The sequence below is a fragment of the Cutibacterium porci genome, assembly GCF_009696315.1.
GTDB classification, from domain to species: Bacteria; Actinomycetota; Actinomycetes; order Propionibacteriales; family Propionibacteriaceae; genus Cutibacterium; species Cutibacterium porci.
Map to the genome: position 1 here is coordinate 211,020 of NZ_VUMG01000002.1, position 25,250 is coordinate 236,269.

28 protein-coding genes are annotated in these 25,250 nt (G+C 57.6%); 20 read left to right on the plus strand and 8 right to left on the minus strand.

Annotated elements, in window-relative coordinates; translation table 11 throughout:
• Nucleotides 1–7: 7 nt before the first annotated feature.
• From FYJ43_RS04940 to FYJ43_RS04995, 12 genes are all read left to right on the plus strand, one after another.
• Entirely contained in the window at nucleotides 8–1,111 is a 1,104-nt protein-coding gene (locus FYJ43_RS04940; RefSeq protein WP_154562601.1) for an MraY family glycosyltransferase, read from the plus strand.
• Nucleotides 1,112–1,246: 135 nt separating this feature from the next.
• On the plus strand, nucleotides 1,247–1,768 hold the full coding sequence (locus tag FYJ43_RS12245) for a cyanate permease (protein ID WP_229771631.1): 522 nt from the start codon (nucleotides 1,247–1,249) through the stop codon (nucleotides 1,766–1,768).
• A 14-nt stretch (nucleotides 1,769–1,782) separates the two neighbouring features.
• Entirely contained in the window at nucleotides 1,783–2,061 is a 279-nt protein-coding gene (locus tag FYJ43_RS04950; protein ID WP_154562603.1) for an AtpZ/AtpI family protein, read from the plus strand.
• On the plus strand, nucleotides 2,058–2,834 hold the full coding sequence (gene atpB / locus FYJ43_RS04955; RefSeq protein WP_326833343.1) for a F0F1 ATP synthase subunit A: 777 nt from the start codon (nucleotides 2,058–2,060) through the stop codon (nucleotides 2,832–2,834). The genes FYJ43_RS04950 and atpB overlap by 4 nt, the downstream gene beginning before the upstream one ends.
• Nucleotides 2,835–2,923: 89 nt before the next feature.
• Nucleotides 2,924–3,145, plus strand: coding sequence for an ATP synthase F0 subunit C (gene atpE, locus FYJ43_RS04960; protein WP_154563346.1), 222 nt, complete (start codon nucleotides 2,924–2,926; stop codon nucleotides 3,143–3,145).
• A 10-nt stretch (nucleotides 3,146–3,155) separates the two neighbouring features.
• Nucleotides 3,156–3,710: a F0F1 ATP synthase subunit B gene (locus tag FYJ43_RS04965; RefSeq protein ID WP_154562605.1), complete on the plus strand. Its 555-nt coding sequence runs from the start codon at nucleotides 3,156–3,158 to the stop codon at nucleotides 3,708–3,710.
• A complete protein-coding gene (locus tag FYJ43_RS04970; protein ID WP_154562607.1) occupies nucleotides 3,707–4,492 on the plus strand; it encodes a F0F1 ATP synthase subunit delta in 786 nt (261 codons plus the stop codon). The genes FYJ43_RS04965 and FYJ43_RS04970 overlap by 4 nt, the downstream gene beginning before the upstream one ends.
• Before the next feature lie 48 nt (nucleotides 4,493–4,540).
• Nucleotides 4,541–6,178, plus strand: coding sequence for a F0F1 ATP synthase subunit alpha (atpA, locus tag FYJ43_RS04975; protein WP_154562609.1), 1,638 nt, complete (start codon nucleotides 4,541–4,543; stop codon nucleotides 6,176–6,178).
• A gap of 3 nt (nucleotides 6,179–6,181) precedes the next feature.
• Nucleotides 6,182–7,126, plus strand: a complete 945-nt coding sequence (locus tag FYJ43_RS04980; protein ID WP_326833344.1) for a F0F1 ATP synthase subunit gamma — start codon at nucleotides 6,182–6,184, stop codon at nucleotides 7,124–7,126.
• A gap of 11 nt (nucleotides 7,127–7,137) precedes the next feature.
• Entirely contained in the window at nucleotides 7,138–8,592 is a 1,455-nt protein-coding gene (gene atpD / locus FYJ43_RS04985; RefSeq protein WP_154562611.1) for a F0F1 ATP synthase subunit beta, read from the plus strand.
• A 5-nt stretch (nucleotides 8,593–8,597) separates the two neighbouring features.
• Nucleotides 8,598–9,038 carry a F0F1 ATP synthase subunit epsilon gene (locus FYJ43_RS04990; RefSeq protein WP_154562613.1) on the plus strand — a complete coding sequence of 147 codons (441 nt, stop codon included), beginning with the start codon at nucleotides 8,598–8,600 and terminating at the stop codon, nucleotides 9,036–9,038.
• A gap of 114 nt (nucleotides 9,039–9,152) precedes the next feature.
• The gene (locus tag FYJ43_RS04995; protein ID WP_154562615.1) at nucleotides 9,153–9,665 is read left to right on the plus strand and encodes a DUF2550 domain-containing protein; all 513 of its coding nucleotides are present in this window, start codon (nucleotides 9,153–9,155) and stop codon (nucleotides 9,663–9,665) included.
• A gap of 14 nt (nucleotides 9,666–9,679) precedes the next feature.
• Here the strand turns inward: FYJ43_RS04995 and FYJ43_RS05000 are convergent, their stop codons facing one another.
• Nucleotides 9,680–10,333 (minus strand): cob(I)yrinic acid a,c-diamide adenosyltransferase, encoded by a 654-nt coding sequence (locus tag FYJ43_RS05000; protein WP_154562617.1) that lies wholly within the window; start codon nucleotides 10,331–10,333, stop codon nucleotides 9,680–9,682.
• A gap of 346 nt (nucleotides 10,334–10,679) precedes the next feature.
• Between FYJ43_RS05000 and FYJ43_RS05005 the strand changes: the two genes are divergently transcribed.
• The 5 genes from FYJ43_RS05005 to FYJ43_RS05025 all read left to right on the plus strand — a co-directional run bounded on the left by FYJ43_RS05005 (nucleotide 10,680) and on the right by FYJ43_RS05025 (nucleotide 15,094).
• Nucleotides 10,680–11,036: a MarR family winged helix-turn-helix transcriptional regulator gene (locus FYJ43_RS05005; protein ID WP_326833440.1), complete on the plus strand. Its 357-nt coding sequence runs from the start codon at nucleotides 10,680–10,682 to the stop codon at nucleotides 11,034–11,036.
• 2 nt (nucleotides 11,037–11,038) lie between these two features.
• The gene (locus tag FYJ43_RS05010) at nucleotides 11,039–12,235 is read left to right on the plus strand and encodes an MFS transporter (protein ID WP_154562619.1); all 1,197 of its coding nucleotides are present in this window, start codon (nucleotides 11,039–11,041) and stop codon (nucleotides 12,233–12,235) included.
• A gap of 183 nt (nucleotides 12,236–12,418) precedes the next feature.
• On the plus strand, nucleotides 12,419–12,970 hold the full coding sequence (locus FYJ43_RS05015; RefSeq protein ID WP_154562621.1) for a hypothetical protein: 552 nt from the start codon (nucleotides 12,419–12,421) through the stop codon (nucleotides 12,968–12,970).
• A gap of 135 nt (nucleotides 12,971–13,105) precedes the next feature.
• Entirely contained in the window at nucleotides 13,106–13,534 is a 429-nt protein-coding gene (gene arfB / locus FYJ43_RS05020) for an alternative ribosome rescue aminoacyl-tRNA hydrolase ArfB (protein ID WP_154563352.1), read from the plus strand.
• A 705-nt stretch (nucleotides 13,535–14,239) separates the two neighbouring features.
• On the plus strand, nucleotides 14,240–15,094 hold the full coding sequence (locus FYJ43_RS05025) for a cation diffusion facilitator family transporter (RefSeq protein ID WP_326833441.1): 855 nt from the start codon (nucleotides 14,240–14,242) through the stop codon (nucleotides 15,092–15,094).
• A 77-nt stretch (nucleotides 15,095–15,171) separates the two neighbouring features.
• On the opposite strand, the gene lpdA is transcribed toward FYJ43_RS05025, so the two are convergent.
• On the minus strand, nucleotides 15,172–16,575 hold the full coding sequence (lpdA, locus tag FYJ43_RS05030; protein ID WP_154562625.1) for a dihydrolipoyl dehydrogenase: 1,404 nt from the start codon (nucleotides 16,573–16,575) through the stop codon (nucleotides 15,172–15,174).
• A gap of 149 nt (nucleotides 16,576–16,724) precedes the next feature.
• Here lpdA and FYJ43_RS05035 point away from each other — a divergent pair, with 149 nt between their 5' ends.
• A complete protein-coding gene (locus tag FYJ43_RS05035) occupies nucleotides 16,725–18,251 on the plus strand; it encodes a helix-turn-helix domain-containing protein (RefSeq protein WP_326833345.1) in 1,527 nt (508 codons plus the stop codon).
• Here the strand turns inward: FYJ43_RS05035 and pdxY are convergent.
• Nucleotides 18,188–19,066, minus strand: a complete 879-nt coding sequence (pdxY, locus tag FYJ43_RS05040; protein WP_326833346.1) for a pyridoxal kinase — start codon at nucleotides 19,064–19,066, stop codon at nucleotides 18,188–18,190. The genes FYJ43_RS05035 and pdxY overlap by 64 nt on opposite strands.
• 66 nt (nucleotides 19,067–19,132) lie before the next feature.
• Here pdxY and FYJ43_RS05045 point away from each other — a divergent pair, with 66 nt between their 5' ends.
• Both FYJ43_RS05045 and FYJ43_RS05050 read left to right on the plus strand, forming a co-directional pair.
• Nucleotides 19,133–19,921, plus strand: coding sequence for a glycerophosphodiester phosphodiesterase (locus FYJ43_RS05045; protein WP_326833347.1), 789 nt, complete (start codon nucleotides 19,133–19,135; stop codon nucleotides 19,919–19,921).
• A 156-nt stretch (nucleotides 19,922–20,077) separates the two neighbouring features.
• Complete coding sequence (locus tag FYJ43_RS05050) at nucleotides 20,078–20,410, plus strand: RNA polymerase-binding protein RbpA (RefSeq protein ID WP_154562629.1); 333 nt, start codon at nucleotides 20,078–20,080, stop codon at nucleotides 20,408–20,410.
• A gap of 83 nt (nucleotides 20,411–20,493) precedes the next feature.
• On the opposite strand, the gene FYJ43_RS05055 is transcribed toward FYJ43_RS05050, so the two are convergent.
• From FYJ43_RS05055 to metX, 5 genes are read right to left on the minus strand one after another with little or no spacing between them, the layout of a single operon-like run.
• On the minus strand, nucleotides 20,494–21,312 hold the full coding sequence (locus FYJ43_RS05055; protein WP_154562631.1) for a polyprenol monophosphomannose synthase: 819 nt from the start codon (nucleotides 21,310–21,312) through the stop codon (nucleotides 20,494–20,496).
• Entirely contained in the window at nucleotides 21,293–22,876 is a 1,584-nt protein-coding gene (gene lnt, locus FYJ43_RS05060) for an apolipoprotein N-acyltransferase (RefSeq protein ID WP_326833348.1), read from the minus strand. The genes FYJ43_RS05055 and lnt overlap by 20 nt, the downstream gene beginning before the upstream one ends.
• Nucleotides 22,873–23,364 carry an Lrp/AsnC family transcriptional regulator gene (locus tag FYJ43_RS05065; protein ID WP_154562633.1) on the minus strand — a complete coding sequence of 164 codons (492 nt, stop codon included), beginning with the start codon at nucleotides 23,362–23,364 and terminating at the stop codon, nucleotides 22,873–22,875. Before FYJ43_RS05065 ends, lnt begins: the two co-directional genes overlap by 4 nt.
• Nucleotides 23,357–24,010, minus strand: a complete 654-nt coding sequence (gene metW / locus FYJ43_RS05070; protein ID WP_326833349.1) for a methionine biosynthesis protein MetW — start codon at nucleotides 24,008–24,010, stop codon at nucleotides 23,357–23,359. The genes FYJ43_RS05065 and metW overlap by 8 nt, the downstream gene beginning before the upstream one ends.
• On the minus strand, nucleotides 23,986–25,233 hold the full coding sequence (metX, locus tag FYJ43_RS05075; protein ID WP_154562635.1) for a homoserine O-acetyltransferase MetX: 1,248 nt from the start codon (nucleotides 25,231–25,233) through the stop codon (nucleotides 23,986–23,988). The genes metW and metX overlap by 25 nt, the downstream gene beginning before the upstream one ends.
• Nucleotides 25,234–25,250 lie beyond the last annotated feature (17 nt).

Below are 25,250 nucleotides of genomic sequence, written 5' to 3' on the forward strand. Positions count from 1 at the left end.
ACTCGAGATGCGTGAGTACCTCTTGGTGATGCTGACATCGGGTTTGACGACATATCTGCTGTCTGGCCTGTGTCGACAGGCGGCTCTGAAATGGGGAGCCGTCGCCAAAGTGCGTTCACGCGATGTTCATACCGTCCCTATTCCCTACTTCGGCGGCGTCGCCATGCTGGGAGGAGTGGCTTTGGCGTGCCTACTGGCGCGTAATATGCCTTTCCTGGGTCGCCATCTCTTAGTTGCTGACGACGCTTTGACGATATGCCTAGCCGGTGTAGTGATTTGTGCTGTGGGTGTCGTCGATGACCTTCTGGACCTTCCAGCCCTAGCGAAGGCCGCTGGCCAGGTGCTAGCGGCTGGTGTCGTTGTTACGGGCGGCGTACGAATGTTTTGGATTCCACTGCCGAATTCCATCATCGCTTTGGGGACGCCCACCTCGATTCTGGTGACGGTGTTCTTCATCGTGTTGTGCGCTAACGCGGTGAACTTCATTGATGGGCTTGACGGCCTGGCGTCCGGGGTAGTGGCCATCGGCTCCTTGGCGTTCTTCTCGTATACCTATCTGTTGGCCCATGAGCAGGACTTTGTCGTTGCGACGACGACCAGCCTTATCACCGCAGCTACTGCGGGCGCGTGCCTCGGTTTCCTGCCCCACAACTGGCATCCGGCCAGGATGTTCATGGGTGATTCTGGTGCCTTGTTGCTGGGGCTGTTACTTGCCACATCGACAATCTCTTTGACCGGTCAGATTGATTCGTCAGCTTTGACAGCACAGGGCGGTGGACTGGTTCCGGCTTATTTACCAATTGTTGTACCGCTCATGGTGCTCGCCATCCCTTTAGTCGATCTCATCATGGGATATGTCCGGAGAACATGGCGGGGGACGTGGTTTTTTGTTGCCGACAAGCAGCACCTTCACCACCGATTATTGCAACGAGGCCATTCTCATCTACGTGCGGTCTTGTTGATGTATTTATGGACGATTGTGCTTACTTTTGGCACGGTGTTCATCGGTCTTGAGCAGACGTGGTGGGCGGTTGTCATTGTGCTGGCAGGACTTGCAGTATGCGTGGCCCTCACCATGGCGAATTCGCGGCACCCTGCTACTGAGGCCTGAGATGTCGACGAAATCGTGCTTTATGTGTTACCTTTCTCACCGAGGACATTCCCATCAGGTACATCAGTACTCGACTCACAGCGTCGCGTTGGCGAGTTTAGGTACCTCGCTTATTCACTACTGGAATCATCGGTCATGACCACGGGGAGGGATGACGAGATGACAAGTCTCGCCATGGCTGGCTCGGATCGTGGCCGGCCGACTCGCACGTGGCCGGTAACGTCGCGGCTTTTATCTGATATTTACCTCAAAGGGCTGCTATGGGCCACCGGGGCTGGACTGCTTGTGACCGCTGTGACAGCCATCATCGTTGAGTACCACATGTTGGCGATTCTCAGCGGACTGATTGGTACCACGATTGCGGTGGTGTTCTTCGCGTGCGGTCGTAGCGTTCATCTGCTCAATCGAAGCGGTTCCTGGCTTCTCAGCGTTGGATCGTTCGTGGCTCAAGTCGGCGTTCTGGGCGGCTTAGCGGCGCTGGCATCTAGCTACCACACCAGTGTTCTTGAGCTGCCATGCACATTGGCAATGGTTGGGGCATCTCTGTCGTGGATCGTCGGCGTCGTAGTAGCGGGATCGCAACATAAGCGGATTTATGACGATCCCGAAGACCTCGGTGGTGACGAAAACCATTCGACCGATAGCGGTCTTCGATGAGGGCGAGTGGGGTTATGACTGCTAGAGTCAGCATGGACATGGACACGAACTCAATGACGCGAACGAGTACCAGCTCTGCGCCGTCCAGTGACGGCGACGCTTGGGGTGTTCTGAGCTACGTCCTAGCGGGGATGCTCTTCTACGGTGGCATCGGCTGGCTACTGTCAAATCACTTCCATCACATATGGATGTTCGTCGTAGGCATGATTATTGGCCTTGTGGCGAGCGTCTATCTCATTGTTAAGCGCTACGGGGTCGTGCCCGACCAGAACGACGACCGGGAGGGTCAGTGAGCGGGATTATGTCTCCTCTGGAGTTCCATACTCCAGGGATTGAGGACTTCAAGTTCGACGGGACTTTCGGGTCTGCGTGGTTGGACAAGCCGTTCTGGCAGGTGATCATTGCGTTCCTCCTCGTCATCGGCTTCTGGGTGTGGATGAGCCGCGATCTTAAGGTGGTCCCTGGGAAGCGTCAGGTTTTCGCTGAGTATTGCTACAACTTCCTCCGTAACTCTTTGGCGCGAGACACCATTGGTCACGGATTTGAGCCATGGCTGCCATATTTGGTTGCCGTCTTCAGCTTTATCCTTATCAATAACTGGTTCGGCGAACTCTTTGTCTTCATGTTTCCGACCTTCTCTCATGTCGGCTACGTTTACGGCCTATCTATAGTGTCCTGGTTTGTCTACGTCATTGCCGGTTTCAAGACCAAGGGGATTCGCTATCTCAAGGACTCGGTACTGCCCCCCGCCGTGCCGTGGTACCTGTGGTGGCTCATCATTCCGCTGGAGTTCTTGTCAAACTTCATCACCCGCCCGCTGACCCTGTCGTTGCGACTATTTGCCAACATGTTTGCTGGCCACCTCATTATCATGATCTTCGTCGTTGGAGGCGGATTCCTCCTCACCTACCCGTCCAACATTATTTATAACGCCGCTGGTGGTCTTTCTCTGATCCTCAGCTTTGCGCTCTTTGCGCTGGAGTTGTTTGTGGGCTTCCTGCAGGCTTACGTATTCACCGTGCTGTCAGCCCAATACGTGGCGTCCTCGATTTCTGAAGGGCACTGACAGCACATCGACCCCTAGGACCTCGTCGTCGTCAAACTGCGGCGATGAAGACAACGCCCCGCAAGGGGCACAATCCGGAAGGAAACACTATGGTTCCCATGCTCATCGGAGGCTCGCTCAACGTGCTCGGCTACGGCTTGGCCACTCTTGGTCCGGCTCTCGGCGTGGCGTGGATCTTCGCTGCCGTTATCAATGGCACCGCTCGTCAACCTGAGCTTCATAGGACCATGCTGACGACGGCGTTCATTGGCTTCGCCGTGGTCGAGGCCCTCGCGCTGTTTGGCTTCATCCTTGCTTTCATCGCTAAGTGAGCTTGGACGTATGAACATTCTCGAGATGGATCTCGGGCCGCTTGCCCCTGAGCATCCCATCGAGATCATCGTCGGAATCATCCTTGTATTGCTTCTCACCTGGCTCATCGCTAAGGCGGTTGTACCCCGTTTCGAGGAGCTTTACGAGGAACGCACCGAGACGATTCAAGGTGGGATCGAGCGGGCTGAGAAGGCTCAGGCCGAGGCTAAAGCGGCTCTAGAGAAATATCAGGCTCAGCTGGCTAATGCGCGTGATGAGGCAGCCCAGATACGTGATGACGCGAAGAGCCAGGGCGCGCAGATTATTGCTGAAATGCGTGCTAACGCTCAGGCAGAGGCAGATCGAATCACGGAGCGTGCCAACGCCCAAATCCAGGCCGAGCGCGATCAGGCGGTGCGCGAGGTACGTGCCGAGATCGGCGGTCTTGCGACCACTTTGGCCAGTCGGATTGTGGGGGAGTCCCTACAGGACGACCAGCGCGTTCAGGCGACCGTCGACCGCTTCCTCTCATCGTTGGCCGAGGAGCCCTCGGCATCTGATTCGCGGACGGTGAATCGGGCATGACGACGGTGGTGAGCGCATCACAGCAGCTAGACGAGGTCGGTCGTGGTACAGGTACCGAGTTCGCTAACGAGATTTTCGCGGTAGTCGACATCCTCGATCGTGAGTCTGGCTTACGGCGGGCAGTCTCAGACACAGGTTCTGAGACCAAGGCTCGTCAAGGACTTATCGACGCGGTGTTCGCATCGAAGGTCTCGCCCGATTGCAAGGAACTCCTCGACGCAACAACCACCTGTAAGTGGCGGTCTCCGGCGGCGCTGACTCGCGCTCTGGAGCGGCAGGGGGTTCGTGCTGTGTTGCGTGGAGCCCGGCAAGCTGATCGCTTCGAGACGGTTGCTGACGAGTTGTTCCACGTAGGCCGCCTTGTACGGGGCCAGGCTGCGCTTCAAGTGGCGCTGGCTGATCCCAACCGTTCGGTGGCGGATCGACAGGAGCTACTTATGACGTTGGTTGGGGGCCAAGTCAGCGAGGAAACCCTCGTCTTGGCTCGCCGAGCCGTCGCAGCATCGGACAGCACATTCGAGCAGATGATTGATGGTTATCTGCAGGTTGCTGCCGAGATGGCTGATCGCGTGCGTGCGATTGTGACAACCGCTAGGGCACTGACTGAAGCGCAACGCATGGAAATGGTGAAACAGCTGGAACGGATCACGGGCAGACAGATCGAGCTATCAGAGGTCGTTGACCCAGCGGTGCTCGGAGGTGCGCTCATCAACCTCGGTGACGAGGTCATTGATTCGACGGTGGCCCACCGTCTGGACCAAGCCCGACGCAAACTGGGCTGACACACGTGACCCCCCGGTGCAGGACGGGGGAACTTACAAGGAGACGTAATGGCGGAACTGACGATACGTCCGGAGGAGATCCGCGACGCTCTGGACAACTTCGTCCAGAACTATGAGCCGGAGACAGCGGTCCGTGAGGAGGTCGGTACTGTCATTACATCTGGCGACGGTATCGCCCACGTCGAGGGGCTTCCCTCGGCGATGGCCAACGAATTGCTGCGCTTCGAGAATGGGACGATGGGCATCGCCCTGAACTTGGAGGAGCGGCAAATCGGTGTCGTGGTGCTCGGCGACTCCGACGGTATTGATGAGGGGTCGACGGTTCGTGGCACTGGCGAGGTGTTGTCTGTGCCGGTCGGTGAAGGTTACCTCGGCCGCGTTGTGGATGCGATGGGTAACCCGGTTGACGGGCTCGGTGAGATCAAGAGCATTGAGGGCCGCCGTGCTCTCGAGATCCAGGCTGCTGGCGTTATGGACCGTCAGGAAGTCCGTGAGCCGTTGCAGACCGGTCTCAAAGCCATCGACTCCATGATCCCGATTGGCCGTGGCCAGCGTCAGCTCATCATCGGTGACCGCAAGACTGGTAAAACCGCTATTGCGATTGACACCATCATTAACCAGAAGGACAACTGGCAGTCCGGCGACCCTAAGAAGCAGGTTCGCTGCATCTACGTCGCGATTGGTCAAAAGGGCTCGACTGTTGCCGAGGTGAAGGGCGCTCTGGAGAAGGCCGGTGCGATGGAGTACACCACCATCGTCCATGCCCCTGCCTCCGATCCCGCCGGCTTTAAGTACATTGCTCCCTATGCCGGCTCGGCCATCGGCCAGCACTGGATGTACCAAGGCAAGCACGTCCTCATCATCTTTGATGACCTCACCAAGCAGGCCGAGGCTTACCGAGCGATGTCGCTGCTGCTGCGGCGTCCACCGGGCCGTGAGGCTTACCCCGGTGATGTCTTCTACCTCCACTCCCGCCTGCTGGAGCGTTGCGCGAAGCTGTCCGACGATCTGGGCGGTGGGTCAATGACTGGCTTGCCGATCATTGAGACCAAGGCCAATGACGTTTCGGCGTTTATCCCGACGAACGTCATTTCTATTACTGACGGTCAGATCTTCCTTCAGTCGGATCTGTTCAATGCCAACCAGCGTCCGGCCGTCGACGTCGGTATTTCGGTGTCGCGAGTCGGTGGCGCTGCTCAAATCAAGGCGATGAAGTCGGTTGCTGGAACGCTGAAGATTTCACTGGCTCAGTACCGCGACATGCAGGCCTTTGCGATGTTTGCCTCCGACTTGGACGATACGTCGCGTCGTCAGTTGGATCGTGGCGCTCGCCTGATGGAGTTGCTCAAGCAGGGCCAGTTCTCGCCGTACCCGGTAGAGGAGCAGGTCATTAGCGTGTGGGGTGGCACCACTGGCAAGTTTGATGATGTCCCGGTCGACGATGTCCTTAGATTCGAGGCGGATGTTCTTGAGCACCTGCGTAGTCACAGCAATGTGCTCACGACGATCCGGGAGACTGGCAAATTCGACGATGACGCGAGGGATGCGGCTGCTGCTGCCTTTGAAGAGGTGAAGAAGGGATTCAAGACCTCTGGCGGGAAGCTGCTAGCCGGGCACGAGGAGTTCTCTCCGATGGACGATGAGAACATCGACCAGGCCAAGATCGTTCGCGCGAAGAAGGGCTGAGCCGTGGCGTCGAACCTGCGTGAACTGCGGGAAAGGCGGAACTCCGTCGCGACGACGAAGAAGATCACTCGCGCGATGGAGCTCATCGCTTCATCGCGTATCATCAAGGCGCAAAACACCGTCAAGGCGGCGAGTCCGTATTCACTGGAATTGACTCGTGCCCTCTCGGCAGTAGCTGCTCACGCTCACGAGGATCATCCGCTGACCTCGATCAACCCAGACCCAAAGCGGTCTGCAGTGCTGGTTATTACTTCGGATCGTGGCCTGGCTGGTGCCTACTCGTCCAATGTGATTCGAGCCGCTGAGGAGCTGACGGCTGCTATCCAGCCGAAGCAGGAGATCGCCACCTATCTGTGCGGTCGCAAAGCGGTGCAGTACTTCGAATTCCGAGGACGCAAGATTGACCATCTGTGGAGTGGTTTTTCTGATTCGCCGACTTATCGAGATGCCAAAGATGTCGCAAATCGTCTCATCGAAGACTTTCTGCGCCCGACTGATGAGGGTGGTGTCGATGAAATCCACATGGTTTTCACTGAGTTTGAGTCGATGCTGACCCAAACCCCGAAGGTTGTCCGTCTGCTGCCACTGGCTGTTGTTGACCCAGAGGACACTCCAGAAAGTCAATTAGCCGAAGGTGACCCCGGGGTTGGAGTTAGTAACGAGGAGATCTTTCACGAGTACCACTTTGAGCCCGATCCGATGAGTGTGCTGGACGAGTTACTCCCGCTATACGTCATCAACCGCGTCCATTATGCGTTATTGCAATCGGCTGCATCGGAGCTGGCTAGTCGTCAGCGCGCCATGAAGGCTGCGACCGACAATGCCGAGCAGCTCATCCAAACGCTGACCCGACAGGCTAACCAGGCTCGTCAGGCCGCCATTACCCAGGAAATCACCGAGATCGTGGGTGGCGCCGCTGCCCTTGCAGAGACCGCCCCACAGGAGTGAGAGAGAACACCATGACTGCGACAGCAAGTAACCCCGAGACGAAGGACAAGGTGGCCGGCGTCGGGCGTGTCGTCCGCGTCATCGGACCCGTCGTCGACGTCGAGTTTCCGGCCGGTCAGTTGCCGGAGATTCTTAACGCCCTTCACGTCGACACTGAGGTCATGGGGGAGACCCACACCATTACCCTCGAGGTAGCTCTGCACATTGGCGAGAATGTTGTGCGGGCTATCTCCCTCAAGCCGACTGACGGTATGCGCCGTGGCACCGAGGTTCGCGACACGGGTGCCCCGATCAGCGTTCCGGTTGGCGACGTCACGAAAGGCCACGTCTGGAATGTGACTGGTGATGTCCTCAACGCTGATCCAAGTACTATCGAGGTGACTGAGCGTTGGCCAATCCACCGGGATCCGCCGGCCTTCGACGACCTTGAGCCCGAGACCGAGATGCTGGAGACTGGCATCAAGGTTCTCGACCTGCTGACTCCGTACGTCAAGGGTGGCAAAATCGGCCTCTTTGGCGGTGCTGGTGTGGGTAAGACGGTGCTCATCCAGGAGATGATTTACCGTATCGCCCACAATTTCGGCGGTACTTCGGTATTCGCTGGTGTTGGTGAACGTACGCGTGAGGGCAACGACCTCATCAATGAGATGGACGAGGCTGGTGTACTCAAAGACACCGCGTTGGTGTTCGGCCAGATGGACGAGCCGCCGGGTACTCGTCTGCGCATTGCTTTGACAGGGCTCACGATGGCTGAGTACTTCCGTGATGTGCAAAACCAGGACGTGCTGCTGTTTATCGACAACATTTTCCGGTTTTCCCAAGCGGGGTCTGAGGTTTCCACACTGTTGGGTCGTATGCCCTCGGCAGTGGGCTATCAGCCGAACCTGGCTGACGAGATGGGTCAGCTACAGGAGCGAATTACCTCGACTCGTGGCCATTCCATCACCTCGATGCAGGCCGTTTACGTCCCCGCCGATGACTACACCGACCCGGCACCCGCGACGACCTTCGCTCACTTGGATGCCACCACGGAGTTGTCCCGTGAGATTGCGTCTCGTGGCCTGTACCCAGCTGTGGACCCGCTGACGTCGACCTCTCGTATTCTTGATCCGCTGTACGTGGGTCAGGAGCATTACGACACCGCCACCCAGGTCAAGCAGATCCTGCAGCGCAACAAGGAGCTTCAAGACATCATCGCTATCCTTGGCGTTGACGAATTGAGCGAAGAGGACAAGGTCACGGTGGCACGGGCCCGCCGCATTCAGCAGTTCCTGTCTCAAAACACCTACACGGCCGAAAAATTCACTGGAGTTGTCGGATCGACCGTCCCGATTGCTGACACCATTGAAGGATTCCAGATGATCTGCCGTGGTGACGTTGACCACATCCCCGAGCAGGCCTTCTTTAATGTTGGCAGCATGGATATGGTGATGGAGAACTGGGACAAGATGAAGAAGGAGGGCTGAGCCCTATGGACTACCCGCCGCTTCATGTCAAGGTCGTCAGCGCCGATCGGGAGGTGTGGAAGGGGGAGTCGGTCAACATCATCGTTCGGACTACCGAAGGTGATATCGGTCTGCTTCCCGGTCACGAAGCTTTTCTAGCGGCTCTCGTGCCGTGTGCGGCACAGATCATCACAACAGATGGCAGCCGTGAGGTGATCGCTTGCGAGGGTGGCTTTGTGTCTCTAGACAATGACGGAAACGTCTCGATTATCACCCAGTACGCCACCCGGTCCGATGAGATATCGGTCGAACAGGCAGAGCGTGATCGCGACAGTTTACGTAAGCAGCTGAACGAGCACGAGCGTTCTGAGCAAGACTCTGAGGTAATTCAGGACGTCACTCATCGCCTCCGTTTGGCTCAGGCACAGATCGCAGCTTCGCGGGTATCCGGAAAGCAGCATTCATGAATCCGATCCCTGATGGTCGTGCGGGCGAGACCCTGTCACGACCATCAGGATGAATTCTGCAAAGTTAGGCTAGCCTTCGTGGACGGTTAGGGGTGTGCTGAATAGCGTTAGAACATGCATGTGTCCACCGCTCAGTTCGGGCCTACCCCGATGCTGTCGACGCTGACGATGGATGCTGCCATTGTTGGTCTTATCGCGTGTTGTGCAGTCCTATATTTAGTGTGGCTTCTCATCAGGCACCGCGTTCTCATGCGCAGACGCGGTGCCTTTTTATGTGCTCTGCGCGTTATGGGCGGCTCTAAGCCAGGCAGCTGGATGATGGGAAGCGCTCGCTACGTTGATGGGGCCTTTGAGTGGTTCCGCGCAATCGATCCTCGCCCAGTTCCGACGATCGTTTTACGGCGGGGTGGTTTGGCCATGGTAGAGCACCGCCCGCCAACCATAGATGACGCACTCGTTGTTGCCTCTAGTTCCTACGAGATTGTTACTCTCGAAACTGGGCGTAAAGGTCGATCGTCAACATGCCAGATCGCCGTCAACCCTGGAGTTGTCACCGGACTGCTGTCATGGCTGGAAGCTGCGCCCCCAGGTGGCGTCGAATACGCCACCGAAGGGCACCTTGTATGATCAGAATGGCCTGATTATTTGGTTTTCTTCGTGCCCGTATTGCGTTCTCCGCCGGGCACCCACAACACCTCGTCAGAAGAGTCCTCGCCGGCTTTATTTGCAGCACGCGAGAGGATAAACAACAGATCCGACAGGCGATTCAGGTAGGTAATCGCAAGCTCATTGACTCCACCTGGGGTGGTTGTTGGGTCCGGTGATGCTTCGGTTCCGTAAGTCTCAGCGGCTCGCCACGCAGCCCGTTCGGCAGTGCGGACTGCAGTGCGGCAAACGTGAAGCTGGGCCCCAACGGGGTTGCCGCCGGGAAGAATGAAGGACCTGAGGGTCGGCAACGCATCGCCAAATTCGTCGCACCATCGCTCTAGGCGATCAACACTGTCCTGAACTGTTCGTAGTGGCTCCCATTTAGGGTTTGCAATGAGTGGATTGGCCAGATCCGCTCCGACGTCGAATAGCTCGTTCTGGATGATGCTAAGGGCGTGCCGAGCATCGGAGGACAGTGACGTCGTCGTGGTGTCGAGAGCGATAGCTAGACCAATGCTCGCGTTGGCTTGGTCGACAAGACCGTAAGCCTCAACACGAGGATCCGACTTTGCTGCCACCGAATTGTCAACCAGGCGTGTTGAACCGTGGTCGCCGGTACGGGTGTAGATCTTAGAAAGAATGACCATGCCCCCAGCGTACGGTCCTTGCCGATGCAACGGAGCGGGACAGCGCGCTAGGTTGGTGACACTGTCTCGACATTCTTGCGCTAGTGGATCCATTGTCCCGCCGTGTGCGGTCGCACCGCCGAGCAGCCCTCGCTGCTTGTAGGTGTTATGGCACGTCTACATGCATGGTATCCGGTCCCTACCCAGATGCAGTATTACGGAAACCGGAGTATTCTGACCGCACGTGAACTCACCGCGCCCCCAGGGATCTGTGCCACTTGAAGCTGACCTAGCAACAGACCTCGTCCTCACTTGCGGACGAATCCAGCGCTTAGCGAAGCGGCGGGCCGGCATACCGCCATCTTCTGTGACATGGCGAGTACTGCACACCCTTGAGGCTAGGGGCGCGATAAGTACCGGAAGCTTGAGCCGAATCGAAGGCACCAGGCCCACAGCGACGACCGATCTTGTGGAAAGGCTGGAACGAGAGGGACTGGTAGCGAGGCGACGCGATCCCCGTGATGCGCGCAGTCGTCTCGTGGAGATTACTGATGCCGGGCGTGAATACTGCCGCAACTGCGAACAGTCCGTGGGGGAGTCCGTCGTTCCGGCGCTAAATGGGTTAAGCAATCGGGATCGAGATGTGCTGGTGATGGCATTGCCTGCGTTGCGTCGGGCTGTCGAAGTGCTGTCCAAAGATGGCGAAAAGCCGACAAGGAATTGACGATGAGCAAAGAGCCAATTAGGCCCGCAGTGTGGGCGGTCACCATTGCGGTGGCATTCTCCTACATGGGGGTTGGGGTGGTAGACCCAATTCTCCCTGAGATTTCGTCAGCCTTGAAAGCTAGCCCCGGACAAACCGAGCTGTTGTTTAGTACCTATCTCTTCGTGTCCGCCGCGCTGATGTTTTTCGCATCTTGGGTCGCTACTCGCATTGGGCGCAAGAAAACCCTGCTTATCGGTTTGACGATTATTGTGGTTTTCGCGATGGCGTGCGCACTGTCTGGGAACGTCAATCTCATTATTGGATTCCGCGGCGGTTGGGGCGTGGGCAACGCATTGTTTGTTTCGACCGCATTGGCGGCGGTCCTAGGCGCGTCAGCCGATCCCCGGCGAGCGATCATGCTCTACGAGGGAGCTTTGGGGGCCGGAATGGCGCTCGGGCCGCTGGTTGGCGGTGCGCTCGGCTCGATCTCGTGGCGCGGCCCTTTCCTCGGAACGGCGGTCCTCATGGCTATCGGCCTCGTCGCTATCGCCTTCTTCGTTCCGGCTACACCGATTGAACGATCCGCACGGCGCTCGGTGGTGGAACCTTTTCGTGCCCTCGTCGACCCGCGGTTATCAATCCTCATGCTGGCGGCATTCGTCTACAACTATGGCTACTTCACCTTGCTGGCATACGCACCCTTCCCGGTAGCTGAGGCATCAATCCGGGCCGGGGGTCAGTTCACACCCCTGGACCTCGGCTTGGTGTTCTTCGGTTGGGGCGTGATGGTGGCCCTCGGATCGGTGTGGCTTGGGCCTCGCAGTTGCGAGCATGTCGGGATTCGTCGAACAGTCGCGGGCGTCTTGGTGCTGTTCACTATTGACGAAATTATCCTCGCGACCTGGATCTCTCCCATTCCGCAGGTGGTCGGAGTCATTCTTGGTGGGTTGTTTATTGGGATCATCAACACTGCCATGACTGAGATCGTGATGTCGGCCAGCGACATTCAGCGTGAGGTCGCGTCCTCGGCATATTCAGGTGTCCGGTTCCTTGGCGGTGCGTGTGCACCAACGCTGGCTGGGCTACTGAGCTCGGTGTGGGGGATTGGAGGCCCGTATTACGTCGGTGCCGTGACTCTTGTGGTGACGATCGCCCTGATGTGGCTGGACCGTCAACGCCGTATGCGCAGTACCGCACACAGTGTTGCCTTGGAGTGACGTCGTCAACATCCCCATCCTTGGCCGCGGCCGGTGTGATTGATATCGCATTTAGCGAGTGCTGACTCGTCGATGCGGTGTAGAGTAACGGCTCGGTCGCGGTTGACGCTCGCTAATCACTGCGGGCGGGCCACCTAAGGTATCCTCCGCCACGGCGGCGGAGGTGGTTCAAGAGGGGGAGTCATGACTCGTGTTGTCCATAGCACCTTATGTAAGGTTTTCGCTATAGTCCTCGTCATCATTGGTATCGGAGCGACGATCGGCGGGACCTACGATCATGGTTACGTCACCGATCAGTTGTCCCAAGAGAAGATCGCCATGCCGCCGGAGCAGGCGCTGAAGACCCAGGAAATGAAAGACGCCCTTGCCAAGTATGAGGGTCAGCAGATGACGACTGGGCCTCAGGCTGAGGCCTTCGCGAATCACTTCATCTACGTTCACATGATGAATACGTCCAGCGGTAAGACGTACCAAGAAGTCTCGGGAGAGTACACGACAAAGTGCTCGGCTGACGATGCAACTAAGAACACCGATGAGTGCAAGAAGCTTGATGCGATTCGTCAGAACCTCTTCATGGGTGACAGCCTCCGTGGCATGCTTCTCAACGCTTACGGCTGGTGGCTCGTTGGCACTATTGCGATTTGGGCTGGCGTGGCCTGCATCGTTTTGGGTGTCGTGCTTGCAGTCTTGGGTTGGGGAGTATTCCGCACCAAAAAGGACGTCCCTCAGGCATGACGGCGGTCCGGTAAGGTCCTACTAAGAAGGTGCCACGGAGTTTTCGAGCCCGTTCGACAGCTATCGATCGGATGGGTAGGTCGAAAACCCGTGGCACTTCGCATGGTGAATTTGTCTCATGAGACCGGGGGAAAGATGGCGAAGGACGGCAGTATCGAAATTATGCCAGGCTTCGTTATCGCTGAATCGGACTTGCAGGAGAGGTTTTCGCACAGTCCGGGCCCTGGTGGGCAAGGCGTCAATACCGCCGATTCCAGAGTGGAACTGATGTTTAATGTCAGACGGTCAGACGCCGTACCACACTATTTACGCCCGGTCATCATGTCGGCGCTGGAGAATCGACTCGTAGACGGCGTGTTGACAGTGACAGTTCATGATCAACGGTCTCAGCTTGCAAATCGCAGACTGGCTCGAGCTCGCCTTGTTGAAGTGTTGCAGGCAGCGTGCATTCAGCCTCGCCGGAGACGTCCTACAAAACGCACTCGCGGATCCCAGCGTCGTCGATTAGACGCTAAGAGACGACACAGTGAGCTCAAAAAGAATCGTCAGCGCCCACAATGGTGACGCAGTTGGTGCTCCGAGTTGACCAGGTGTTGCTGGGGGACCTGCGAAGCCATCTCAAGGCAATGGGCCGTACTAGCCGTACGCCGTCCGTAGCCGCGGTCCATGAAATGACATAATGTTTCTTATCGGACACTTAAGTGGTGGTGCATGCCTGCGCTTTGGCATTCGGAAACTGATGGCACGTGGTGAATGATTGCCTTGATCATGCAGCGTTGTGTGGATTAACGCAATCCTGCTGCTGGCGTTTTCTGCGTCGTGATACAGATGCGACCGTTGTCAATTCTCTTATTGAGACAAACCTCGGGGTGCTATTCATGATGCTCATTAGGAAAGCTTGGCGTGTGCGTCACCCAAAGGAATTCCTGGCTCTGCCGGTCGCTGCCTCGCCATCAGCAGACCAACGCGAACTGGACTGATGAGAGTGTCATGGTCTGGGTTCCGTTGGTCGCGCTAGACCGAGCATACGAATTTTACAATCGTTTCTTAGCGTTATTATCACTGTATGACGATCCAAACTCTCGATGAAGCCGAGGTCGAACTCGATGGTCCTCACCGGCTTGTAGTCGTCAGGCGTCATTTCCATGGAAAACAACACCGCGTCGCTGATCTGGATGGACCCGCATCTGCGGCAATAGTAAGGGCACAACGTTGAGCAGCCACAAACATGATCATTCCCTACCCTCCGACGCGGACCCCCGATTTCTCATTGCGGCATTGACTCTCCTGGCGGCTTTCATGATCACCGAAGTCGTGACTGCCGTCGTTTCCGGGTCATTGGCACTGCTTTCCGACGCAGGCCATATGCTGTCCGACATCGGCGCTATCGCCATTGCTTTGTGGGCAGCACGACTCACTCAGCGTCGTCCTCAAGGATCGTGGACGTGGGGTTGGAAGAGAGCCGAGATTCTTTCGGCAGCGGTCAACGGCGTCACCCTGCTCGTGGTTGCCATCGTCGTCGGAGTCGAGGCTATTCAACGACTGCTCACTCCCCCCGCTGTCGGCGGAGAGCTGATTATGGTCATCGCGGCCATTGGTGTCGTCGTCAACATCGCGGTTGCGTGGCTTGTGGCACGAGCCAGTCGCCGTAGCCTCAACGTCGAAGGTGCCTACCAACACATTCTCACTGATCTGTTTGGCTTTATCGGAACGCTGGTTGCAGGTCTTGTCATTGTGCTAACCGGATGGGCGCGTGCCGACGCGATCGCATCCCTCATTATTTGTGCTCTGATGTTGCGCGCGGCGTATTCGCTGCTCAGTCAGACAGGGCGGATACTCATGGAAGTTGCGCCCGCCTCCCTCGACCTTAACGAGGTGCGGCAGCACGTCATGGGGCTCGACCATGTGCAATCGGTTCACGATCTCCATGCGTGGACAGTCTCGAGTGATCTACCTGCGGTTAGCGCCCATATCGTCGTGGAGGATACCTGCTTTTCTGACGGGCATGCCCCTATCCTCTTGGCCCAGATTCAGCAATGTCTATCGGGCCACTTTGACCTGGAGCATTCGACACTCCAGCTAGAGCCACCCCGGCATGCCGGCACTGAAAACCAAACAGTGTGAAGCGAAGGGGTCCCGGCCAGAAAACCAGGACCCCACAGTATGGCGGCCAGGCCTCATACGTCCCAGCCGCCATCGCATTAGAAGTTGATCATGTGCCCTTCGACACCTTCCGCGGCATCCTTGAGCGCTTCCGACAGCGACGGGTGCGCATGAATGTTGCGTCCGATTTCCTCAGCAGTGATGTCCCACAGCTGAGCCAAGGTCAGCTCGGGGAGCAGCTCGGAAACGTCATGACCAACCAGAGAAGCCCCAAGAAGCTCGCCGTGGCGGGCGTCAGCAACGATTTTGACGAAGCCGCTGCCATCGCCCAAGCCCCATGCTTTGCCATTGGCGGCGAACGGGAACTTGGACACCTTGACCTCATAGCCCTTCTCGCGGGCCTGGTCCTCGGAGTAGCCGAAAGACCCCACCTGCGGCTGGCAGTAGGTGGCGCGCGGAATCATGTCATAGTTGATCGGCATGGTTTCGGCTCCAGCGATCGTCTCGGCGGCGACAACCCCCTGAGCTTCGGCGGTGTGGGCCAGCATGAGTTTGGCGGTGCAGTCACCAATGGCGTAGATGCCGTCAACGTTGGTGCGCATGAAGTCGTCAATCTCGATGGCGCCACGCTCAGTGAGCTTCACACCGGTCTTCTCTAGCCCGTATCCTTCAACCCGAGGAGCGAACCCGACGGCCTGCAAGACACGGTCAGCCTCAATGACTTTGGAATCGCCGCCCTTCGACGGCGAAACGGTGACCTTGATCTTGTCACCAGAGTCATCGATCGAGTCAACCTTGGTGGACGTCAGCACCTTGATGCCAAGCTTCTTGTAAGCCTTGGCTAGCTCAGCTGAGACCTCCTTGTCCTCATTCGGGACCATGCGGTCAAGGAACTCGACGATAGTGACGTCGCAACCGTAATTGGCTAGCACATAGGCAAACTCCGTGCCAATGGCACCGGAACCTGCGATGACAATGGATCCGGGGACGGTATCAGAGAGGATCTGCTCTTTGTAGGTGACGACCCGCTCAGAAAGCTGAGTACCCGGCAGAGTCTTGACAACTGAACCAGCCGCAATGATCGCGTTATCGAAGGTGATCTCGTCGGTCACCGTGCCGTTAGAGTCCTTCACAGAGATCGCCTTAGGGCTAGTGAACTCCCCCCATCCGTTGAACTCGGTGATCTTGTTCTTCTTCATAAGGAAGTGGATTCCCTTGACCATCCGGGCAGACACCTCGCGGGAACGGCTGAAGGCCTTGCCGAAATCGACGGTGATGTCGCCGCTGATGCCGAACGTCTTGGCTTCTTTGGTGACGATGTGGGCTAGTTCTGCGTTGCGCAGAAGCGACTTGGTGGGGATACAGCCGACGTTAAGGCAGACACCACCCCAGTATTCCTTTTCGATGATGGCGGTTTTCTTACCGAGCTGGGCAGCGCGAATGGCGGCTACGTAGCCACTAGGGCCGGCTCCAAGGACAACAACGTCAAAATGTGAGCTCATGAGTAACACTCTAGTGGGAAGGTCGGTCTGTGACGAAGATCTCACGAAAGAGACGGCGCCTGGCGCGACCGAGCCGACCGCCTCCATGGTAAAAACTCAGATCTGATATATCCTGGTGAGGAACCACGTTGTCGTCGAAAGGATCTGCTGTGGACAATATCACCCCAGCTTCGGTCGGTCGCCTCATCCGCGACGCACGCAAGCAGCATGGAATGACGCAGAACCAATTGGCGGAGATCTTGAAGACTTCCCAAAGCGCTATTCATCGGGTGGAGTCAGGCACACAGAACCTCTCTTTGGAGTACATCAACCGTATCGCAGAGGCCTTAGAGTCGCCGATCATTACCCAGCCGGGAAGCGGCACCATGAATTACCGCATTGAGGGTGGCCATCAGCTCTGTGGCTCCATCGAAGTACGGTCTTCTAAAAATGCCGCCGTCGCCCTGCTGTGTGCTTGCCTTATTAATAGGGGCCGTACCGTGCTTCGCGGCATCGCCCACATTGAGGAGGTGAACCGGATTCTTGAGGTGCTCACGTCGATTGGCGTCACGTACGAATGGTCAGACGATGAGCGCGACCTTACCTTAATTCGTCCCGCTGAACTCAACCTTGATGACATGGACGTTGAGGCTGCTCGACGCACGCGAAGCGTCATCATGTTCCTCGGACCGCTGATGCGGTTCTATGATTCCTTCAAACTTCCCTACGCCGGTGGCTGCAACTTGGGCGCTCGAACCGTCGAACCCCATTTGCAGGTATTACGCGCTTTCGGTCTTGACGTCGTTGCCACCGAGGGTTTTTACCACTGCCACGTCACTGATCGCACCGTCAAGGAGCGTCATATCGTCTTGACTGAGCGTGGCGACACCGTTACCGAGAATGCGCTGCTGGCGGCCGCTCAAACTCCTGGCGTGACTGTGCTGCGCAATGCCAGCCCGAACTATATGGTCCAGGACCTTTGCGTATTCCTATGTCAGCTAGGCGTGCAGATTGAGGGTATCGGAACAACGACTCTACGTATTCGCGGCGTCGAGGACATTGACGTTGACGTCGAATACGCCCCCTCTGAGGATCCCATCGAGGCCATGAGCCTCCTTACGGCGGCAGTCGTCACCAAGTCCGAGCTTACGATCACTCGCTGCCCGATCGAATTCCTTGAAATTGAGCTGGCGATCTTGTCCGAGATGGGCTTGGACTTTGAGCTCTCCCCCGAATACGTCTCGCACAACGATTTCACCCGTCTAGTCGACGTCACAGTGCGCCCCAGTCAGTTGCGGGCGGTAGCCGACAAGATTCATCCCATGCCCTTCCCCGGCCTTAACATCGACAACCTGCCGTTCTTCGCGGTCATCGCCGCCGAGGCCGAGGGACAGACCCTCATTCACGACTGGTGTTACGAGAATCGCGCTATCCACTTGCTTGAGCTGGGCAAACTCGGCGCGGACGTTCAGTTGCTCGATCCGCACCGTCTCATCGTGCGTGGCCCGACTCGTTGGCGCGGTCGCGAACTCATCTGCCCGCCAGCGTTGCGTCCCGCCGTGTGCCTGCTATTGGCGGCGTTGGCTGCGTCTGGCGAGACGACTCTGCGTGACGTTTATATGATCAACCGCGGTTACGAAGACCTTCCGACCCGGCTTGGGGCGTTGGGAGCCAAGATCACGGTCTTCCACGGCTGAGCGATAGCGTCCTCAGGCCACCAGTCCAGCTCGTCGCCGGGATGGGTTGCGGTGCGCTTGAGGACGTCATGGACGACGCCCGCGGCTTTGCCTAGCGCAACGTCTGGTGATGTTCCCTTCACCAACTCTGCAGTAAGAACGGCAGTGGTGAGGTCTCCTGAGCCATTGAAGTGATTGTCGAGGAGAGGCCCATGGGTCAGAATGGTCCTCTCCCCCATCACCCCTATCATCGCGATGGCGTCACCGTCGTCTTCGCGGTACGGCACGGAGGTGACGACGACAAAGCGAGGTCCAGTGAGGCTGTGAGCTGCGTCGATAGCCTCGTCAAGAGTGCGAGGTTCAGTCCCCGTCAGAATGCCGAGTTCAGCAAGATTAGGCACGACGACATCGGCCCGATGAACGGCCTGCTTCATCCACGCCACGGTCTCGTCAGGGGCGTAGGCTCTGATATGGCCATCTGGTGTCATATCCGCCATGACTGGGTCGCAGATCCACATCGTGTCGGGGTGGTGAGCGCGGCACCTCTCCACGGTTCGCAGTACCGCTGGCCCGGTACGTGGAGTGAGGTATCCCGACAGGACTGCGTCAACGTGCTTGAGCTCGCCATTGGCGTCAAGGGCGCTGACCATGGCATCAATCTGCTCGGAATCGATGGGGATACCAGCGACGCTGGAACGTCCATTGTGGTTCGACAACAGGGCGGTGGGCATTCCCCAAGCGCGCACTCCCATGGCTCGCATCATGGGAACGGCGATGCTGTTGCCGACGGTTCCCTGGACGACATGGGACTGTAGCGATAAAACGGTGACGCTCACGCTACGACATGGTAGTGGTCACGGTGTCCACCCATCCGAACCATCTCAGGGGCACAATGGACTGTTGTGAGAGCCATGGATTACCCGTACTGTCAGCGTCCATTCACCGTGTTAGCCCATCGTGGTGGCGCAGGGATGGCCGTCAACACGGGAATTGAGAACACTCTGGCTGCTTTTAGCCATGCGCTCGAGGTGGGATGCACCCATCTCGAAACCGATGTCCACGCGACCAGCGACGGCGTGCTCGTGGCTTTCCACGATCCGATGCTTGATCGCGTCACCGATGAGAGCGGCATCATTGCGGCAATGCCATGGCACAAGGTCAAACATGCCAAGGTCGGGGGCGAACCGATAGCCACCCTTGACGAGATTCTGGACGCTTTTCCTGAGTCATTCGTCAACATCGATATCAAGCATGATGGTGCTACTCAGCCACTCATCGATGTCCTTTCCCGCCACCGGGCGTGGCAACGCGTCTGTGTCGGATCTTTCAGCAGTAAACGCATCCGAACGTTCCGGCGTCTCGCCCGGGAGCGCACCGCGACTGCGGTCGGCCCTGTCGGCGTCGGCTGGGCTGTCGTCGGTCCTCATAGGATGCAAATGACAGAAGGGGACGCCTACCAGGTGCCGCATCGCTTAACTCGCTACGGGGTCCCTTTAGTGACGCCGTCATTTATTGAGGCTGCTCATCGTCTAGGCAGAGCAGTCCACGTCTGGACGGTCAACGAGATCTCTGAAGCTCGCGAGCTGATGGATATGGGAGTCGACGGCATCGTGACAGATCGTCCGGACCTTATGTGCGAGTTTGCTCGCGTCCATCAGCCGAAGGAGGCGCCAACTCTTATCCCGCGATAATCCAGCTGTTCATGTTGCTACCAGTCACCGCATTTCTACGACGAAAAAGCCGATCTCGGACGTCGGTTCGACTCCCCGAAATTTGCGGCTTGTGGAATGCTGGGGGTTATCGAGGCCCAGTCAGGGCTTGATGCCTACAGAGCAGGAGGGAGCATCATGGCCGACCGCGCGCTACGAGGCATGGGTTTGGGATCCAAGAGCTTCGAAGATGAAGAAGGCGTTGAGATGGCCGAACGCCAGGAAATCGGCTTTGATTGTCAAAACGGCCACCACTTTGACCTCACCTTCTCTACTGAGGCAGAACTGCCGAGCTTGTGGGAATGCCCGCGATGCGGTGCTGAGGCGGTCCGTAGCGACGGCACTGATCCACAGCGAAAGAAGCAGAAACCGCAGCGCACCCACTGGGACATGCTTACTGAGCGTCGCTCAATCCCCGAACTCGAAGAACTACTCGCCGAGAGGCTGGACGAAATTCGTCGGGATAGTTGATTCGCAGAGATAGGTGATTCGCGTCTCGGTTGTATGGCTGATGCGCCCCGTGGATGTGATGGTACGGGGCGCATCCGGGCTAGTCAGTGGCGAGACCGGTGCTCCTTGATATCTCCAGCGATCTTCTCGGCCCGATCCAACGCCGCGCGACCGAGATCTTTGAGCTGGTGAGAGCGATAGTCGAGCCCCCATATAGTGGTGCGTAGCAACGCCTCGATGACGATATCCTTGCTCATCTTGGAATCGCCGTATTCGCGCTCAATGAATTCGATTGGGGCTTCGGCGACAATCATCCCATTCTTGAGGGTGCGCCAGGTAAGGTCAAGCTGGAAGCAATAACCCGCCGAGGCGATATTGTCGAGTCCGATGGCGCGCAGAGTGTCAGCGCGGAAGGCGTTAAATCCGCCGGTGGGATCTTTGACGCCAATCCCCAGGCACATTCTGGTCCATAGACCACCACCCCGAGAGATCAACTCACGATATTTTGGCCAGTTGACTACCGATCCGCCTTTAACGTAGCGGGACCCTTTGACCATGTCGGCACGCTTGAGGGCCTCCAATAACAACGGCAGCTGCTCGGGTTGATGGGAACCGTCGGCGTCCATCTCAACGAGCACGTCATAGCCGAGGTCGAGGCCCCAGTGGAATCCGGCGAGGTACGCAGCACCGAGGCCCTCTTTACCCTTGCGATGCATAACGTGGACATGGTCGTCGCCGGATGCAATACGGTCGGCAATTTCTCCGGTGCCGTCTGGTGAATTGTCGTCAGCGACGAGAACATCCACGTTTGGGTTAGCGCGGCGAGTCCGCGCAACGATGGTCTCGACATTTTCCGCCTCGTTATAGGTCGGAATAATGACAAGGACCTTGTCGAGCCGGACTTCAGTGTCGGTGGCGGACATCCCTCTCCGATCTGTTGTGATTCGCTTGAGTGAGCATACCGCGTCGGCGTCGCAGCAACGACAGCGCAATCACTCCTACCGCGCATACAACGACGATGATTCGCAACCAGGGCGCACTCTGTACGCCGATGGTGAGGCCAGACTCGAGCGGAATAGTCACCGTGAAATGGGTATGGTCTCCTTCTCTAGTGCGCAGCGCGACGGATCCGTCAGGATTCACCAGTCCTGAAAAGGAATTTGTCGTCGAGACGACGATATGTCGTCCAGTTTCTATTGCTCTTGCCCTCGTGATTTGCCACTGCTGCGGTGTCTGGGCGGTGTCGATAAAAGACGAGTTGTTGGACTGAACGGCCAGAATTCGTGCCCCGTGGCGCACGGTGTCAGCGACCGTATCGTCATAGGCCACCTCAAAACAGACCACCACTCCAACCGGGACATTCTTGCCAGCGATCGTGGCATCAAGGACGCCTGGACTTGCCCCTGGGACGGACTGTCGTCCAATGTTTTTCAGGATCGGGAAGAGGGGAAGGAAGAATGACCGCGCGGGTATCCATTCGCCAAAAGGCACGAGGTTGCGTTTGTGATACGTCGAGCTTGGCTGCGGTGACGACGATGGCCACCACAGCGACGTCGTTTGACGTTCATCGTTGCCTGGGCCGTCGGTCACAGCACCGATCAGGAATGGCCGTTGTGACAAAGCCAGTGCGCCGAGGACGATGTGGTGACTCTCAGCATCGAGAATGGGGTCAATATCGGTAGAGTTTTCCGGCCATAGCACCATGTCAGGGACGGGATTGTCGGATGCCTTTTGTTCGGCTACGGCCATAATCGTCTGGGAGAGGTGATTATCGGTGACTGATCGGGCATATCCCATCGCGTAGGGACCGGCGGTTCCGTCAACTCCTCCCTGCACGACCAGTACCCGTACGGAGCGCTGGTGTGAACTACGGCGGTCTGCGAGGGTGACGCAAACAGTTGCCGCCAAGGTAACAACGAGAAGCTCTGTGACGAAGATAATCCCAGTGCGACGTCGATTACCTCCTGACACAACTCGGGCCAGTAGTCCTGCCGCTAGGGCCACCAGGAAGCTCGTCCCAATGCTGCCTGCCCATCTGAGGACACCGGACCACGGTGTATCAACAACGGTCCATGCCAGCCGTACCCAACCGAAGCCTCCGAGCGGGACAGCGGCAGCGCCCACCTCCATAGCTGTCCACACCATTGCCTGCCACGCCGGGGCTCCAGGCAGGATGCTGACGCATTGAATCGCCCATCCGGAAAGCAAACACCACAAGGACATGACAGCGATGAGCAGGAGCGCCACCGGCGGCCCCATGACTCCAACCCACGCGATTGTGGTGGAATACAAACCTATTCCAAATATGTACCCCAACCCGGCTGCGGCTCGGCTCGTGGTGGTGCGCACCAGCAGGATAAGCGCAGCGAGGCCGGGAATAACGAGGATCCACCAGTTGAGGGGCTGGAAACCTGTCCCGGTCGCAGCACCCGTGGCAAGAGCGGCCACGCCACGCAGCCAGGCAGAGCGCGGCAGACGACACGTCACCGGGTTCCCAGCATCCCGAGGTCGTCGAACATGGTCTCGAGGACGACCACTGTTTCAGTGCCGCAATGACATTCCTTGCGAATGCGAGTGAGCAGCTGATCAAGGTGACTGGTACTGGGTGCTTGGACTCGCGCCAAATAGGAGGCTGCCCCGGCAATCGAATGACAACCCCGGACCTCAGGGAAAGTTTGAAGGATGCCGGGTATCGTTTCATCCTCCTCGGGATCGATTGGGTTGAGGAAGATAAAAGCTGTGATGCCTGCACCGATCGCCTCAAGGTTGAGTGCAGCATGATACCCGGTGATGATCCCCTTGGCTTCAAGACGCTTGACACGTTGCTGGGCCGCAGAGGTTGACAGGCCGGTCTGGTGGCCAAGCTCGGTCCACGACATCCGACCGTCTTTCTCAAGTAGGCCGAGGATGTGACGATCGGTGGGCTCAAGAATCGGTGACCGATCTTCGTCCTCTTCGTCATGGTGTTTAGTCATGAATGCTCCTCCCCGTCTCCGGCTCGACCCAATGGGACTTCAGGACGTGAATGGTTGATCCGGCGAGCAAGTTTGGTGCCGCAGATGCAACCCGCGATGGATGTCCTTTGCCGTCCAAGCACACTCTTTTCACTACCTCAAGGTCGAAACTTGCGAACCAGTCCTCAAGGTCAGCGACGCCCGAATATGACTGGTTCGGAGTGTCATGCCACGAGTACGGCAGATCATGGGAGGTTGGCATCCTCCCGCCTATGATTTTCAGGCGATTACGCCAGTACACGAAGTTCGGCACGAGAAGGACAAGCAATGTACCGATACGCGCCATTTCGGCGAGCACCACATCAGGAGAGGTCACGGCCTGCAGCGTCTGGGACAAGATGACGACGTCATAGGACTTGTCGTGAAACTCCCCCAAATCATCGTTAAGGTCTAACCCCAGCACGGGTACGCCGGCTGACATCGCGGTAGTCAAGGCTGAGTGATCGAGCTCAACCCCGGTGCCTAAGCAACCCCTCGTGGTGATGAGATGACGAAGAAGCGAGCCATCACCACACCCTAGATCAAGGACCCGGGAGTGTGGCGGAACTAGTGAGGTAACAATGCGTTGATCGGGACGGAGAGTCACAGCGTCGTCTCCCTCGTACACAAGTGGCCATCGAAATGTGGGGCACGGTGTGATGCCGCCATGGGTAGTCGGCTAGCCGTCAGAAAAGCGCTCACGAGGTCGTGATAAGGGTCCAACTTCATGAGGAAGGAATCGTGGCCCCACGACGACGCGATTGTCGCGAAGCTGACCGGGAGCCCAGCTCCTTCCAGGTGTCGTACGATCCGTCGCGAGTGCGCGGGAGAAAACCTCCAGTCGGTGTCAAAACACACGATGAGGAAGTTTACGGGATCAGCGACGAGATCGTCTGTGGCACCCGGCTGGCCGAACGGGTCGAAATAGTCCATCACGCGAGTGAGGTAGATATAACTCAGTGGGTCGAATCGGGTCAGAAATGCCTCTCCCTGGTGGTCAAGATATGACTCAACAGCAAAATTGATTCCAAATCCGCGCTCAACAGATTCGGATTGACGAGCTCGCCCAAACTTTTCGGCGAAAGCGTCCTCCGATAAGTACGTGATGTGGGCGAGCATTCGAGCAATCGACAAACCAGTGTCCGGACGAACATCGTGGTAGTCACCCTCGGCAAAAGCCGGATCCCGTAAAATTGCTTCACGTCCGACCGCAGAAAAAGCAATATTTTGAGCCGTTAAGCCGCTTGATGAGGCGATGATGACGGCATTGTCGAGGGTCGACGGGTGCGTGAGTGACCAGTCAAGAGCTTGCATGCCGCCCATGGAGCCGCCGACGACGGCGTGGAAGTGTTCCACACCGAGGTGTTTCGCTAGTCGCAGGTGCACCTCGACAAAGTCGTGCATGTCGATTTGTGGAAAATCAAGTCCCCAACGCTTCCCAGTATCGGGATTAATAGATGCTGGCCCCGTCGTTCCAGAGCACCCTCCTAATAGGTTTGATGAAATGACAAAAAACCGATTGGTGTCGATGGCGCGACCAGGTCCAACGATGTTGTCCCACCATCCTGGACGGTCTGCCCCGGGATGTAGCCCGGCGGCATGTGCGTCACCTGTGAGCGCATGACAGATATAAATTGCGTTGTCGCGGGACTCGTTGAGTTCCCCGTAGGTCTCGTAAGCGACCGTGACGTGATCGAGACGCCCACCGGCCACCAGATGAAGCGGATCGTCTGGCGTGGCAACAGTTGCGTATAACGTCTCGACGGTCCCGACACCGGGGCCTTCCGGGCTGGTTCTGGGAGCTGGTTGACGGGGTGACATCCCCTCTATTCTGCCAGTTTTCCTCGCCATACATGGTGAAGGGCCAT

Coding starts and splice junctions, on each gene's coding strand:
- FYJ43_RS04995 (WP_154562615.1), top strand. CDS start 9,153: ATGCATGTGTCCACCGCTCAGTTCGGGCCTACCCCGATGCTGTCGACG.
- FYJ43_RS04950 (WP_154562603.1), top strand. CDS start 1,783: ATGACTGCTAGAGTCAGCATGGACATGGACACGAACTCAATGACGCGA.
- FYJ43_RS05065 (WP_154562633.1), bottom strand. CDS start 23,364: ATGACTAAACACCATGACGAAGAGGACGAAGATCGGTCACCGATTCTT.
- arfB (WP_154563352.1), top strand. CDS start 13,106: ATGGCGAAGGACGGCAGTATCGAAATTATGCCAGGCTTCGTTATCGCT.
- atpD (WP_154562611.1), top strand. CDS start 7,138: ATGACTGCGACAGCAAGTAACCCCGAGACGAAGGACAAGGTGGCCGGC.
- FYJ43_RS04940 (WP_154562601.1), top strand. CDS start 8: ATGCGTGAGTACCTCTTGGTGATGCTGACATCGGGTTTGACGACATAT.
- FYJ43_RS05055 (WP_154562631.1), bottom strand. CDS start 21,312: ATGTCCGCCACCGACACTGAAGTCCGGCTCGACAAGGTCCTTGTCATT.
- FYJ43_RS05000 (WP_154562617.1), bottom strand. CDS start 10,333: ATGGTCATTCTTTCTAAGATCTACACCCGTACCGGCGACCACGGTTCA.
- metX (WP_154562635.1), bottom strand. CDS start 25,233: ATGGCGAGGAAAACTGGCAGAATAGAGGGGATGTCACCCCGTCAACCA.
- lpdA (WP_154562625.1), bottom strand. CDS start 16,575: ATGAGCTCACATTTTGACGTTGTTGTCCTTGGAGCCGGCCCTAGTGGC.
- atpE (WP_154563346.1), top strand. CDS start 2,924: ATGGTTCCCATGCTCATCGGAGGCTCGCTCAACGTGCTCGGCTACGGC.
- FYJ43_RS04965 (WP_154562605.1), top strand. CDS start 3,156: ATGAACATTCTCGAGATGGATCTCGGGCCGCTTGCCCCTGAGCATCCC.
- FYJ43_RS12245 (WP_229771631.1), top strand. CDS start 1,247: ATGACCACGGGGAGGGATGACGAGATGACAAGTCTCGCCATGGCTGGC.
- atpA (WP_154562609.1), top strand. CDS start 4,541: ATGGCGGAACTGACGATACGTCCGGAGGAGATCCGCGACGCTCTGGAC.
- FYJ43_RS04970 (WP_154562607.1), top strand. CDS start 3,707: ATGACGACGGTGGTGAGCGCATCACAGCAGCTAGACGAGGTCGGTCGT.
- FYJ43_RS04990 (WP_154562613.1), top strand. CDS start 8,598: ATGGACTACCCGCCGCTTCATGTCAAGGTCGTCAGCGCCGATCGGGAG.
- FYJ43_RS05015 (WP_154562621.1), top strand. CDS start 12,419: ATGACTCGTGTTGTCCATAGCACCTTATGTAAGGTTTTCGCTATAGTC.
- FYJ43_RS05010 (WP_154562619.1), top strand. CDS start 11,039: ATGAGCAAAGAGCCAATTAGGCCCGCAGTGTGGGCGGTCACCATTGCG.
- FYJ43_RS05050 (WP_154562629.1), top strand. CDS start 20,078: ATGGCCGACCGCGCGCTACGAGGCATGGGTTTGGGATCCAAGAGCTTC.